This is a genomic window from Rhodococcus sp. T2V (genome assembly GCF_029269925.1).
GTDB lineage: Bacteria > Actinomycetota > Actinomycetes > Mycobacteriales > Mycobacteriaceae > Rhodococcus_F > Rhodococcus_F koreensis.
The window spans coordinates 37623-51223 of sequence record NZ_JARJBD010000074.1 but is presented as its reverse complement, the minus strand read 5'-3'; the positions used below and the strand labels follow the sequence as shown (position 1 = coordinate 51223).

At 60.6% G+C, this 13601-nt stretch carries 11 protein-coding genes and 1 pseudogene; 7 read left to right on the top strand and 5 right to left on the bottom strand.

Annotated features, from left to right (window positions below; genetic code table 11):
• Nucleotides 1-62 precede the first annotated feature (62 nt).
• The 5 genes and pseudogenes from fdhA to P3H15_RS39630 all read right to left on the bottom strand — a co-directional run.
• Nucleotides 63-1213, bottom strand: a pseudogene (fdhA, locus tag P3H15_RS55575) (formaldehyde dehydrogenase, glutathione-independent); the annotation flags it as partial.
• A gap of 757 nt (nt 1214-1970) precedes the next feature.
• Nucleotides 1971-2141, bottom strand: coding sequence for a hypothetical protein (locus tag P3H15_RS39645; RefSeq protein ID WP_276142270.1), 171 nt, complete (start codon nt 2139-2141; stop codon nt 1971-1973).
• Nucleotides 2142-2253: 112 nt separating this feature from the next.
• On the bottom strand, nt 2254-3216 hold the full coding sequence (locus P3H15_RS39640; RefSeq protein ID WP_276142273.1) for a PDR/VanB family oxidoreductase: 963 nt from the start codon (nt 3214-3216) through the stop codon (nt 2254-2256).
• A gap of 56 nt (nt 3217-3272) precedes the next feature.
• The gene (locus P3H15_RS39635; RefSeq protein WP_276142269.1) at nt 3273-4475 is read right to left on the bottom strand and encodes a cytochrome P450; all 1203 of its coding nucleotides are present in this window, start codon (nt 4473-4475) and stop codon (nt 3273-3275) included.
• Nucleotides 4476-4486: 11 nt separating this feature from the next.
• Complete coding sequence (locus tag P3H15_RS39630) at nt 4487-4699, bottom strand: ferredoxin (protein ID WP_276142268.1); 213 nt, start codon at nt 4697-4699, stop codon at nt 4487-4489.
• Nucleotides 4700-5187: 488 nt separating this feature from the next.
• Here P3H15_RS39630 and P3H15_RS39625 point away from each other — a divergent pair, with 488 nt between their 5' ends.
• The 7 genes from P3H15_RS39625 (at nt 5188) to P3H15_RS39595 (ending at nt 13569) form a co-directional block, all read left to right on the top strand.
• A complete protein-coding gene (locus P3H15_RS39625) occupies nt 5188-6375 on the top strand; it encodes an aromatic ring-hydroxylating dioxygenase subunit alpha (RefSeq protein ID WP_276142267.1) in 1188 nt (395 codons plus the stop codon).
• Nucleotides 6372-7385 carry a PDR/VanB family oxidoreductase gene (locus tag P3H15_RS39620; RefSeq protein ID WP_276142266.1) on the top strand — a complete coding sequence of 338 codons (1014 nt, stop codon included), beginning with the start codon at nt 6372-6374 and terminating at the stop codon, nt 7383-7385. Before P3H15_RS39625 ends, P3H15_RS39620 begins: the two co-directional genes overlap by 4 nt.
• A gap of 115 nt (nt 7386-7500) precedes the next feature.
• Complete coding sequence (locus P3H15_RS39615) at nt 7501-8964, top strand: aldehyde dehydrogenase (RefSeq protein WP_276142265.1); 1464 nt, start codon at nt 7501-7503, stop codon at nt 8962-8964.
• A gap of 73 nt (nt 8965-9037) precedes the next feature.
• Nucleotides 9038-10138, top strand: a complete 1101-nt coding sequence (locus P3H15_RS39610) for an NAD(P)-dependent alcohol dehydrogenase (RefSeq protein WP_276142264.1) — start codon at nt 9038-9040, stop codon at nt 10136-10138.
• A gap of 265 nt (nt 10139-10403) precedes the next feature.
• Nucleotides 10404-10895, top strand: a complete 492-nt coding sequence (locus tag P3H15_RS39605; protein WP_276142263.1) for a GntR family transcriptional regulator — start codon at nt 10404-10406, stop codon at nt 10893-10895.
• A 395-nt stretch (nt 10896-11290) separates the two neighbouring features.
• On the top strand, nt 11291-12331 hold the full coding sequence (locus tag P3H15_RS39600; protein WP_276142262.1) for a cupin domain-containing protein: 1041 nt from the start codon (nt 11291-11293) through the stop codon (nt 12329-12331).
• Nucleotides 12328-13569 (top strand): FAD-dependent monooxygenase, encoded by a 1242-nt coding sequence (locus P3H15_RS39595; RefSeq protein ID WP_276142261.1) that lies wholly within the window; start codon nt 12328-12330, stop codon nt 13567-13569. The genes P3H15_RS39600 and P3H15_RS39595 overlap by 4 nt, the downstream gene beginning before the upstream one ends.
• Nucleotides 13570-13601 lie beyond the last annotated feature (32 nt).

Below are 13601 nucleotides of genomic sequence, written 5' to 3'. Positions count from 1 at the left end.
CATACCGGGTCTGGCGACCGTAGCCCTTCTGTGAAGGACCGTAAATAACGTAACGGGGGGGGGGGGGCGCCTTCGAGGCTGATCGGCTTGGCGTTGACGGCTTTGGCGATGTGGACCTTGTCGTGGAGGATTGCCATCATCAGTTTCCGGTGGTAGCTCATGACCGGGCACTGGCCTGTCGCGAGCGCCAATGACTTGGCCCATCCAGTGCCGAGGCTGAGTGAGAGGGCACCGACCTTGGCGGCCTCGTCGACGGCCCCGGGGTCACCGGTCACGTAAAGACCCGGGATGCCGATCGCACCTCCGGCGGTGGTGATGTCCATCAGTGAGTTCAAGACGGTGGCCGGAGCTTCCGTGGCCGCGCCATGACCGTGCCCGCGAGCCTCGAAACCGACGGCGTCGACGCCACAGTCCACCTCTGGCACCCCGAGGAACTGCTCGATCTGCTCGATCTGCTCCTTCGGATCGCCCAGACTGACATCGACCGTCTCGCACCCGAAGCTGCGGGCCTGCACGAGCCGATCCTTGTTCAGGTCACCGACGATAACAACCGCGGCACCGAGAAGCTGTGCACTGGCCGCGGCGGCGAGACCGACGAGGCCAGCGCCGGCGATGTACACGGTAGAACCGACTTTGACTCCGGCGGTCACGCAGCCGTGGAAGCCGGTGGGAAAATGCCCCAGAGCATCGTCAGGTCGAGGATCTTCTCCATCGCCTGATCGCGGGCGGGGAACTTGAGCAGGTTCCAGTCTGCGCACGGGACCATCACATACTGGGCCTGACCACCGACCCAACCGCCCATGTCGACGTAGCCGTAGGCGGCGCCAGGACGGTCGGGGTTGACGTTCAAGCAGATCCCGGTCTTGCCTTCCCTGCAGTTACGGCAGCGGCCGCAGGCAATGTTGAACGGCACCGAGCACAAGTCGCCGACCTTGACGAACTCGACATCCGGGCCGACCTCGATCACCTCACCGGTGATCTCGTGGCCGAGGACGAAGCCTTCGGGCGCGGTGGTGCGACCCCGGACCATGTGCTGATCGCTACCACAGATGTTGGTGGAGACCACCTTGAGGATGACCCCGTGCGGGCACTCACGTCCCACGCTGGCCGGGTTCACGCCGGGCCCGTCCTGCAGGGCGAACGTGGGAAAGTCGACGCCAACGACGTCCACCTTGCCGGCACCGGCGTAGACGACTGCTCTGTTGTCGGACATAGGAATCGATACTCCAATCGATCGTTGAACACAGTGGCTGACTGGCCCGCTCACGAGGGCGTCGCGGTCGAGGACGAAAGCTGGATGGGACAAGGCCGGAGACCTCCAGGGCGGATCACCCCACCCGCGGGCATGGGTTCATCTGAAGGGAAAACCGTGCGTCGTGGGCGAGCTATTCGAGACGCTGGCACTCATGAAAGGAAAGTTCGGGCGGGTTGTCATGCTGAACTCGACCAGAATGTCTTCCGGTGGAGCGTGCCCAAAGGGCGCCCATCGCCGTGCGAAATCAAGGATGGCCCGATCCAGGGCGGTGGACAGCCACGTTGTCAATGCGATCGCCGCATGAACGATGAGGAAGGGCATGTCACTGTGCTTTCTTTGCTCTGAGATCCAGTGGAAGTCGGATTGTCCGTGTCTCGACAGCGGGAGAAGGTATTTAGGAAGCTCTCGACTTCTTGCGGGTCTATTTCGTAACCGCCTGGTGTTGTCTACCGGTGCACAGTGGAGCGAAACCTTCTTTCCGGCTCCCATGGCCTGGTAATCGCAGGATCGGGTTTGGTGGCTGCCGGGTGTTTGGGCTACGGTCCAGTCTACGAGAGGCACAGGAAGCCTTATGTGTTGCATTGCTATCCGTGCCGACCAGCGGCATCCGCGAGATAGCGTGCTGTGAAGCATGTTTGAAGAGGCACACCGGCGCGGCCGGTGGAGCGGCCTCTCGCCTCCACGCTCCTTCCGGCGCAGAATCCGGACTCGCTTCTCACCGCAGGGAGGGCCACGGGAATACGCCCGGGACGATGTCGACGACCAGTGCTCGCAGCCACTCGCGTTCGGCCCGCGCCACGGTGGCGAAATAGTCGTGCGGGGCGAGTTCAGTGCCCTCGGTGTAGGTCGCGCCCTTCGGAGCATTGGGGTGTGGAACCGGTCCCACGGATTCTACGAGCCGGTCGCGTCGTGGCCCGGACGGAGTGAGCTTACCGACGTGGTGATAGTCAGGTCGGCATGGCCTTCCCTGCACGTCTGGACTTGACGACGTATCTGTGTCAAAGTTCGAGCACGAGGCGGGGGCAACTCGCGCGCGATACACAGATCATCATGGTGTCGTTCGCGGCTTGCTCATCGTCGGTGAGAATCGAGTCGCGATGATCGACGGTGCCGTCGAGTACAGTGGTTTCGCATGTGCCGCAGGTGCCTTGGCTGCACGATGACTCTACCCGGACGCCACAGGCGGTCACCGCTTCCAAAATTGATTCGTTCGGATCGACCGTTATCGTCATCCCTGTCAGCGAAAGTTCGACTTCGAATGAGGAATTCGATGCGGGCTCGACCCCCTGTTTGGCGGTGAATCGCTCCACGTGTAGCGCGCCGTTCGGCCACCCGTACTTGCTGAAACGCTCCGAAATGGCATCGAGTAGCGGGGCCGGTCCGCATGCATAGACGAGAGTGTCCTCACGAATGTCCTTCAGCAGTTCGTCCAGGTCCAACAGACCTGTCTCATGCTGTGGGCAAAGCGCGACTTTGTCGCAATAGTGAGTTGTCAATTCGTCTGCGAATGCCATGCTGGCTTTTGTTCGACCCCCGTAGGCCATGCTCCAGCTTGCACCGTTCCTCTCGGCATGATCAGCCATTGCCATGATCGGCGTGATGCCGATACCGCCAGCAATGAAAAGGTACTTCGGTGATGATTCCAGTTCGAAGTGGTTTCGTGGACCGCGGGCCTCGATGGTGTCCCCGGCCGCCAGTTTGTCATGGATCATCTGCGAACCACCGCGGCCCGCAGGTTCGCGGAGAACCCCGATCTGCCACATCGATCGGTCGAGCGGATCACCACACAGTGAGTACTGCCGTGTCATCCCACTGGGTAAGAGCAAATCGATATGGGCGCCGGGCGACCATTTAGGCAAGTCTGAACCATCAGCAGATCGGAGTCGGAGTACTGCGACTCCGTCTGCTGCGTCGAACTTCTCATCGATGATGAGAGTCAGTTGAGTCTCGTTGTGGGAAATTTTCACTGGTGACCTACTTCTTGGGCCGCGGATACGGGCGCTACGTACGCTGGAGATTAACGCGGGTAGACGCGAACAGGAAGTTCGGAGGGTCCGCGTGTGAGGTTGTTGTGCACGTACTTGATGTCGCCCGCGAGCTCGATGCGATCGACCTTCTTGGCGAGCGCATCGAACAAGCCGTGAGCTTCCATCTTCGACAGTGACTGACCGGGGCAATCATGGACGCCGTAGTCGAACGCTAACGTGTCGACGGGGTTGCGGGTCACGTCGAACTTGTCAGGGTCAAGGAAGTGGCGTGGGTCGCGGTTGGCGGCAGCGTAAGAATGTATGACCCTGGAGTCTTCAGGAATGATGATGTCTTCCAACTGAACATCGCGCGAGGTGACCCGCGAGAACACCTGAACCGGAGACTCCATTCGCACGGTCTCGAGGAACGCGGACGGCACCAGACTCGGATCCTCGCGTAAAAGTGCCCACTGTTCGGGATGCTGGGCAAACAGCATCATCGCGCTGGCAGTGGCCGTGATCGTGGTGTCCAGAGCTGCGGTGAGATAGCCGGACATGATGGGGATGCAGGCCTGCGGCGGGAATTCGCCACGGTCCGCTGCGGCGTAGATCATCGCACCAAAGCCGTCGGGCATCAGATTGTCCGGTGTGGCCACCTCGTGTAGGTACGCAAACAGCTGATCCAGTTTGGGTAGCGAATCGGTCACACGCTGATTCTGCGGGCCCGCGGCGTTGAATGCTCCTTCTGCCCGGATCAGAATGTTTTCACGCCCTTCGAGGGGGAAGCCGACGAGGTCCATCACTACTTCCACTGGAAGAACCTTGGCGAAATCCTCGACCGCGTCGAATGTTCCTCGTTCCAGGACCTGGTCGACGAGCTGCGTCGCGTTGCGCTCGATATCGCCGATGGCCTTGCGAATGAACTTGGGGCGCAGCGCATCAGTGAACACCTTACGAAGTTCGCCGTGAATCGGCGGGTCGGTGTTGAGCGGCGCACCTTCATAGGCCTTGTTGTAGAAGGGATTCATCCCCACCCCGCGGCCGGAGACGAAGGTCTCGTGGTCGCCGAGGGCTTCGCGTACCTGGTCGTACCGGGTGAGAATCCACATGTCGTACTTCGTCAGGTAAGCAGCTGGACCGATGTCGCGCAGCGCAGCCCAGTTCTCGTACGGGTCCTGCAGATGTTCGTCGCTGAAAGGATCGATATCAGATGCGTATTTTGCCTGGTGCGTGGTGCCGGTGGTGATGGTCATCGTCAGTTCCTCTATTTCGCTGAGGTGGACGGGGACGTGGCAAGATTGACTGCGGCAACAGGGCACGCTCTGGCGGCGCTCTGCGCTTTGTCGAGATCGGCACGCAGTAGCTCTGGATCTGTGATTTGAGGGTCGCCATCGTCGTCCAGTTCGATCAAGTCAGGTGCGGCTTGCGCGCACATCCCGTAGCCTTCGCACCTGTCCCGATTGATTGAGATGGTCATGGGGTTTTCCTTCATTCGTCAAAGGCTCGTGCACTCCGATCCCGGACCGTCGAGTCGAGAGCTGGGCTGAGGCTTCAGTTTCACTGCTGACACCGCACTGCCCGGGCCGAGACGTGGTGTCAGCAGAAGCCGCAACCGACCCGTCTCTGCGGTGCGACGGCCTTCGCGAGAGGCAAAGCATCTGTGCGCCAAACGTTCTCACTCATCCGTGCTTACCCGTCTCACTTCTACTTCTCCGCCCGCACGTGGGTCCTCGTAGGGGCAGGTGCGGCGACGCCTGCGACGGTCGAACATATGGAAGATCCAAGGGTGTCCTCCCGGCCCACGTGGCGTACCTCACAGCTATCAGTGGCTACTGTATTCATTCTGCGGTCAGGGGTCAAGGTTCCATCAATGTGTGCCCTTGACTCGTTTGCGCGAACTGAATACAGTCGACACTAGGTCGGTGTGATGTGCACCATACGCGATGCGACACGGATAGGAACAGCATGACGATCACCGCTCGACCCGACATGGCCGGACCTTCACCGACCGCGCTCACGCCCGCAGGACCTCGCGATCTGGAAGACGCCGAGACCAACGCGCCGACATCTGCAACCAGCAAGATCTTCAACCATCCGCTCAACGCGTGGTACGTAGCGGCGTGGGAGCATGAGGTGTCGTCCCGCAAACCACTCGCGCGAACGGTGGCCAATCGTCCACTGGCACTGTGGCGCACCCGCGACGGCCGCATTTCCGCCCTGGCAGATGCCTGTTGGCATCGGCTGGCCCCACTGTCCAAGGGGAAGGTAATAGGCGATGAATTGCAGTGCCCCTATCACGGACTGCGGTTCAACCGGGCTGGGCGATGCACGGGCATGCCGGCGCAGAACACAATCAATCCCAGCGCACTCGTGCCGTCGTTCCCTGTCGTCGAACGCTACCGATTCGTGTGGGTGTGGCTCGGAGATCCTGATCTGGCGGACCCCGACCTCGTTCCGGATATGCATCAGATGAACTCGCAGGGCTGGGCGGGTGACGGCGAGACCATATACGCCCACTGCAACTACCAACTGATGCTCGACAATTTGATGGACCTCACTCACGAAGAATTTGTCCACTCGTCGAGCATCGGCCAGGACGAGCTGTCGAACGCCGAGTTCAAAGTAACTCATGACGAGACGCATGTGGTGGTGAGCAGGTGGATGCGTAATGTCGACGCCCCACCTCTGTGGAAGAAGAACTTGCAGGACCGCTTCCCGGGCTACGACGGCAAGGTCGACAGATGGCAGATCATTCAGTTCGAGGCGCCTTCGACGATCCGTATCGACGTGGGAGTTGCGAAGGCAGGGACCGGAGCACCCGAGGGTGACCGTAGTCAGGGCGTGACCGGCACGGTGATGAACACGATCACTCCGGAAACCGACCGGACCTGCCACTACTTCTGGTCGTTCATGCGTGACTGGTGCCTCGACAGTCAGACTCTGACCACATTTCTGCGCGAAGGCGGAAAGGGCGTGTTCGGCGAGGACGAAGACATGCTGGTTGCTCAGCAGGCCGCGATCGACGCGAATCCCGACTACGAGTTCTACAGCCTCAATATCGACGCCGGCGGAATGTGGGTGCGGCGCATCCTGGATCGCATGCTGCAGGCCGAGGGTCGCCCATCCGACGCTCGAATCACGGGTGAGTTGTGAGCGAACATTCGTCGCGGACTTGGCAGTTCGCTGAAGTCGTCGAGGCATTCGATCCGGCCGAAGGTGTGCGGGGTTTGGTGTTGCGACCGGACCGCCCCTACCCGGTTGCGCCAGGTGCGCACATCGATATCGAGGTCAGTCACGAGGGGCGGCAGATTCGACGATCGTATTCCGTGGTGAACTCCGAAAAGGAGGGAGGCTTGTGGACTTTGAGTGTGCAGCTCGCTCGCAACTCGCGAGGCGGCTCGCGCGCCATGCACGAGCTCGTCGTCGGCAGTCGGTTGAGGGTTGCCGGGCCCCTGCAGAACTTCCCGCTGGGAGTAGGTGCGTCACGTTACGTCCTGCTCGCGGGAGGCATCGGAATCACTGCACTGGCAGCGATGGCAACAGCCCTACGACGTCGGAAGGCGGACTACCAGCTGAACTTCGTCGGTCGCACGCGCGGCGTCATGGCGTATCTCGACCAGCTTGTCCTGGAGCATGGTGAGCATGTGACCGTTCACGTCGACGACGAGGACACGAGTTTGGACGTCAAGGCTCTGATCGACGAGGTCGCGGGGTCGAGTGCGGCTTCCGATACAGAGCTGTACATGTGCGGTCCGATAGGACTGATGGAAGCTGTCAAGCATGAGTGGACCGCGCGTGGGCTGGCATTGCCGAATCTGCGCTTCGAAACCTTCGCCAACAGTGGTGCGTGGGCGACCGAGGCATTCAGGGTCTCGATTCCGGCGCTCCCTCTGGAAGTCACCGTGGGCACCGACGTCTCACTCATCGACGCACTGGAGGACGCAGGCGTCGAGGTGATGTGGGGGTGCCGAAAAGGCGAATGCGGCTTGTGCAGCGTGCGGGTCCTGGACTGTGACGGCACGATCGACCATCGTGACGTGTTCTTGAGCGAATCGCAGAAAACGACCGACACAACTCTCTGCCTGTGCGTGTCACGCGTCGCGACCGGTGGCGATACAACACGTTCGTCAGAACTACGAACTCTCACAATCGATCTTCCATGATCGGCACCATATCTGCATCGACCATGAAATGCGTATCTGTGGGGCCTAGCGAAGCGATCATGGCGATACCCCTCAGGCACGTCAGCCAACCACTTTCTTAACATGAGGAGCGCAAGTGACCGAGAGCACTAGCAGCGTGGAGCTGCTTATCGGTGGAAAGTGGGTTCCGGCACGTGCCGGAACCACAGTGACCACTTACGTCAGTGGCACCGAAGATCCGATTGCCAGTGTTGCAGCAGCTGACGTCGACGACGTCGACGATGCCGTCGCAGCCGCAGTTCAAGCACAGGCAGCGTGGGGCTCGACCAGCCCTGGTCAGCGCAGGGAGATCTTGGAACGGGCAGCACAGCTGCTCCTGGAGCGCAGCGACACAATCGCGACGTCCATTGCACGCGAAATGGGTGCCACTTTCGGGTTCTGTCAGATGAACATATATGCATCTGTCGGCTACTTGAAGGAAGCTGCTGCCCAAACATACGAGATGGTCGGTGAAGTCGTTCCGTCCGACGTGCCCGGACTGACGTCTCTCGCCGTACGGCAGCCTGCGGGCGTGACCGTTGGTATCGCACCGTGGAATGCGCCGCTCGTTCTTGGTGTTCGTGCTGTCGCAATGCCTCTCGCATACGGAAACACGGTCATTCTCAAGGCCTCCGAGCAAACGCCAGTCACGCAGGCCGAAATCGCGCGGGTTCTGCACGACGCCGGTGTGCCCGCGGGCGCGATCGGTCTCATCACCAACGCCCCCGACAAGGCGCCGCAGATCGTCGAGCGTCTCGTTTCCCACCCCGATGTACGTCGAATCAACTTCACGGGTTCTACCCGAGTCGGCCGCATCATCGCAGAGTTGGCAGGAAAGCACCTCAAGCGCGTTCTGCTCGAACTCGGCGGCAAAGCGCCGCTGCTGGTCCTCAAAGACGCGTCGATCGACGATGCAGTTGCGGCAACAGCATTCGGCGCATTCATGAACCAAGGGCAGATTTGCATGTCCACCGAACGAGTCCTGGTCGCCAAGGAAGTTGTAGACGAGTTCTCGCAGAAGCTCGCTGCTGCAGTGTCGGCGATGACGGTGGGTGATCCACTCGATCCGCGTACGCAGATCGGTCCGATGGTCCACGCCAAAGCCGCAGATCATGTCGAGTCTCTGATCCAGAACGCGGTCGATCTCGGAGCTGAAGTCCTGGCAGGCGGAGAGCGGGACGGATTGTTCGTCAAGCCCACCGTGCTGAGAGGCGTCACACCGAAGATGCGGATCTACCACGAAGAATCGTTCGGGCCGGTCGCTTCGATCATCGAAGTGAGCACCGAGGACGAGGCGATCGAAATCGCGAACGACACCCCCTACGGTCTGGCGAGCGCCCTCTTCACCAACGACCTGAGCAAAGCTTTGGAGTTGTCCAAGCGAATCTCTGCGGGTGTGTGCCACGTCAACGGCCCCACCTTGCAAGATGATCCACTGATGCCGTTCGGTGGGGTGAAGGACAGTGGTTACGGCCGCTTCGGAGCACGTGCCTCGCTCGACGAATTCACAGAATTGCGTTGGATCACCCTGCAGGCCGGCAGTCGCAGCTACCCCGGCTGACCAACGCTCGCACAGGCGTGCGCTACCCAACTCTTGAATTGAATCCACTCCCAGCGGTGAAGGACGAACTATCGTGAAAGTTAAAGCGGCTGTACTCGAAGAATATGGAAACCCGCTTGCGATCCGGGATCTCGAACTCGGCGAACCGCAGGCCAACGAGGTCCAGATTAAGGTTGTCTCGTGCGGCGTGTGCCATACCGACGCCGTGGTACGTGACGGCTGGCTGCCGACACGGCCTCCCGTCGTGCTCGGGCACGAAGGTGCCGGCATCGTGGAGAAGGTCGGCGCCGGAGTAGCCCATCTCGAGCCGGGTGACCATGTCGTTGCCAGTGTCAGCAGTTGCGGAACCTGTCAGTTGTGCCTGTCGGGACACCCCACCTCCTGTCTTGAGTCGTTCGGACTCAATTTCATGGGTGGCCGGCCCGATCAAACGTCGGCGTTCTCGGATTCCGTCGGCGCCGCGGTGGGATCGCACTTCTTCGGCCAATCATCGTTTGCGGAGCATGCCATCGTCGCTGCGCGCAGCCTCGTCAAGATCCCGGAGGACTTTCCGCTGGAACTGGCAGGCCCGCTCGGTTGTGGAATCCAGACTGGCGCGGGATCAGTTCTCAACGTGTTGAAGCCGGATGCGAACGGCAACTTCGTCGTCTTCGGTGCCGGCGCGGTCGGTCTCTCGGCCCTGTTGGCTGCTGTCTCTTCGCGCGTGAAGACGATCGTTGCTGTCGACGTCAACGACGACCGTCTGGCGCTGGCCAAGGAATTGGGCGCGACACACACAATCAACGGATCGACCGAGGATTCCGTCGCACGAATCCGTGAGATCACCCAGAGCGGCGCGCAAACAGCGCTCGACACCACCGGTAACGCCGGGGTCTTCCAACAGATGATCGAGTCGTTGGCGGTTGCGGGCCACGCAGGCTCGGTCGGCGCCTCCGCCGCCGGCACCAACGGTAGCGTCGATCTGCAGGGTGCTTTGGCCCGCGGAATCAAGATTTCTTGGATCGTCGAAGGCGATGCCGTGCCGCAGACATTCATTCCGCATTTGATCGCACTGTATCGCGCTGGAGATTTCCCATTCGACCGGCTCATCCAGACCTACCCATTCGAAGAAATCAACGTAGCATTCGCTGATTCGGAATCGGGCAAAGTTATCAAACCAGTCGTTCTGCTCTGATCGTCTCCACATCGATGTGCCGTTCGGGCCGCAACGGAAGTATCCGTTGCGGCCCGAACGTCGTGTCGGGCATCGCGGCACCGAGCACTTCGAATCCCGGACACAGTCCTGCTGGCACGATCCGGCAGATCCGTCAATGTGGACGCCTAGTTCCGACCCGATGTAAAGCCCCGAACATATTGGTGCCCGTTGGGTCCAAGTTGTCCACGTGTGCACGAACTGGGCGTGAGACGCCGGCGAAGTGGCCCTGTTGTAGTCTGTCTACATGTCGGTCGTAGGAGATCTTTCGGGCCGATTACTCGAAGTCTTTTCACTCAGAGCCCTGATCGAAGGATGGCTTGTGGAGCAAGCCATCCCGCATCTGACGCCCGAGATGATTCAGGCAGCCCGAACCGTGAACGACAGGCTGCGAAATGAACCCGATCACACTGCATGGCTGGAACTCAACACTGAATTTCACCAACTGTTGTTCAGACAATCCGGAGCCGTAGCCGCGCTCGAGTTGTTGGATCCCTTGCGCCGGCGTTCTGAGCGTTACACACGACTGTGGTCGCGCGGCGATGGGGTGCATCGACCCGCGCAGAGTTGCGCCGAGCATGAAGAAATCCTCTCGCTTATCGAAGCCGAAGATGTGGAGGGCGCTCGTGCAGCGTCGGAACGGCACGTCTGGCACACATGTGAGGCAGTGCTCGAGGCTGGGAAAATGTGCCGGGAAGAAGGCGTGGGGGAGTCGCGCATGGCGGGTTCGACGGCCTGAGGATTCAGCAATCAAGCGGCGCGGTCGCTTGATTGCTCGGTAGCCGTCGGCCACTCAGGTGGGCCGTGTCGTGTTGTCGGACTAACCACCTGGCTTCTTCGGGCTGTCGTATTCGAAATCGCACCCCGTCGTCCCGTGAAGGCAGTCGTTCGATCATGGGATGTGAAGGGTGCTCGTCGACCGTTGCGGGTTTCTGTTCGTGCCTCCGGTCGATCGGTTCAGGTACACATACATCCTTGTGCGAACGCGAATTCGTCGTTCTGCCAGCCCGGTTTCACCGTGTGGTGTCCTTGACGGCTCGACCACTAATGAATACAGTCGACACTAGCTGAATGTGCACCGCCCACGGTAGGGCCGGTCTATAAACGATAGTCCCGAAGAGCGGAGGACTCCCTATGGGATCGAATGAGAACGTTCAAACAGAGGACGCGTACTTGTCACGCGTGTCGGCCGCCAACTTGCAACCCGTGTGGCGTATGCCTGGCCCTGGCAATCCGGAGCCGATCATCCCGGAGGTGCCGTTCGTATGGCGGTGGGACGAGGTCATGGGCCTGCTTCACGAGGCCGGAGAATCGGTGGTCGGCGTGGATTCTGGACGGCGCGCTCTGAACGCGAAGAATCCAGCTCTGCCATTCGGTGCGACTCGCACGATGTCCGCCGGGTATCAGCTCGTACTCCCGGGTGAAGTCGCACTGACGCATCGCCACTCGCCCGCAGCAATTCGTTTCATCGTGCAGGGTGGCAACGGGCATACTGTGGTCGACGGAGAACCGGTACTGATGGAGGACGGCGACCTGGTGCTGACACCGGGCTCCACCTGGCACGACCACCGCGTCCAGGGCGATCAGCCGCTCGTGTGGCTGGACGGACTCGATGCCCCATTCGTCAAGGATCTTGGCGCCACCTTCTTCGAGGACTTCCCAGACGGCGACCTGCAGCCCATCACCAAGCCGGAGGCTGCCGGCACCGGTCGTTTCGGCGCCGGCGTACTTCCTGCCGGCGAGCAATCGGCGGGACTCAATTCACCGATGACCGTGTACAAGTGGCGTGACACCTGGGCCGCTCTGCAGGAGATGGCGGCCTACGGTGTGAGCGATCCGCTGCACGGCACACGGTTGGAATACATCAATCCCGTCACGGGTGGTCACGTGCTTCCGACGCTGGCTTGCTACCTCCAACTGCTGAAGTCGGGAATCTCGACGACGTCGTTCAAGCAGACCTCCAGCACCATTTTCTGTGTCGTCAAGGGCAGCGGTCATACGATTGTCAACGGAGAACGTCTCGATTGGGGTGAGCGAGACTTCTTCGTGGTCCCTGCATGGTCATGGCACGAGCACCACGTGGAAAACGGCAGCGAGGACGCAGTTCTATTCGCTCTCAGTGATCTTCCCATCTTCGAACCGTTCGGACTCTACAGGCAGCAGGTCGCGTCATGACGTCGGAAAACAAGCAGATCCTCATCGTCGGGGGTGGAATTTGCGGAATGGCTACCGCACTCGCCTGCGCACGTAACGGTGTGCGTAGTCAGGTGCTGGAGAAGTCTCCGTCTTTCGGGGAGCTCGGCGCGGGACTTCAGCTCGGTCCGAATGGAATTCGCGCGCTCGATACGCTGGGCGTCGCCGAGGAGATCAGACGGACCGGCCGTAGGCCCGAGCGATACATTGCCCGTCGCGCCGACGACAATTCGGAAATCATCTCGTTCGACTTCGGCACCAAGTTCGAAGAGCAGTTCGGTGCACCGTACCTCGTGGTTCACCGGGGAGACCTCCTGGACCTGCTCATAAAGGCATGTGTCGACACCGGACTGGTCACGTTGACCAGTAGCAGCGACGTTCAGGAAGTCGTTCAACACGACGACAGTGTCACTGCAATATGCGCCGATGGCTCGACGTACGAGGGAACTGCACTCATCGGTGCCGACGGTCTCCGCTCATCCATCCGCAAGGCAGTCGGTAAGACCGATGCCCCGCGAAGCACCGGTTACGTGGCATTCCGCGGGGCGAGCCCGCGCGTGGACGACTCCGTCGGTGAAGTTGCCATCTGGGTGTACGACGGTCTTCACTACATCGAATACCCGATTCGCGACGGCGATCTACTCAACCGTGTTGCCGTCTTTCGCGTCGCAGAGGGGACCGACCACCGTGACACCGAAGAGATGGCGCGCCAATTGCGCAGCATCTTCCACGGTATGGACGAGAATGTGCGCGACGCGGTGGAGCAGCTCGACCTCACACGTTGTTGGCCTATGTACGACCGCGACCCGAGTTCGGGTTGGACATCGGGCAGGGTGCTTCTGGCCGGCGACGCAGCCCACCCGATGTTGCAGTACCTTGCACAGGGCGGAATTCAGGCACTGGAGGACGCCGTCGCTCTGGGTGCCCTCGTCGCCAAAAGTCCCGACGACCCGGCCGCCGTGTTTGCCGAGTTCGAAGAACAGCGATTCCTGCGGACATCGGTTGTACAGTTGTCAGCACGATTCTCCGGCGAAGTCTGCTACCTGCCTGGCACCGGAGCAAAGTTCCGAGATCTTGCGCTCCGAGGCCGCAGTTCCGACAACTACGACGTCCTCGAATGGCTGTACTCGCCTAATACTACGAAAGAAATGCACAAGACCGTACTGGAATTCCTTCGCAATATCGAGGTAGGAGACGTCGACTCTCTCAGTGGGCTCTGACGCTCAACAACGGTGTCAAGTTAATCACCACC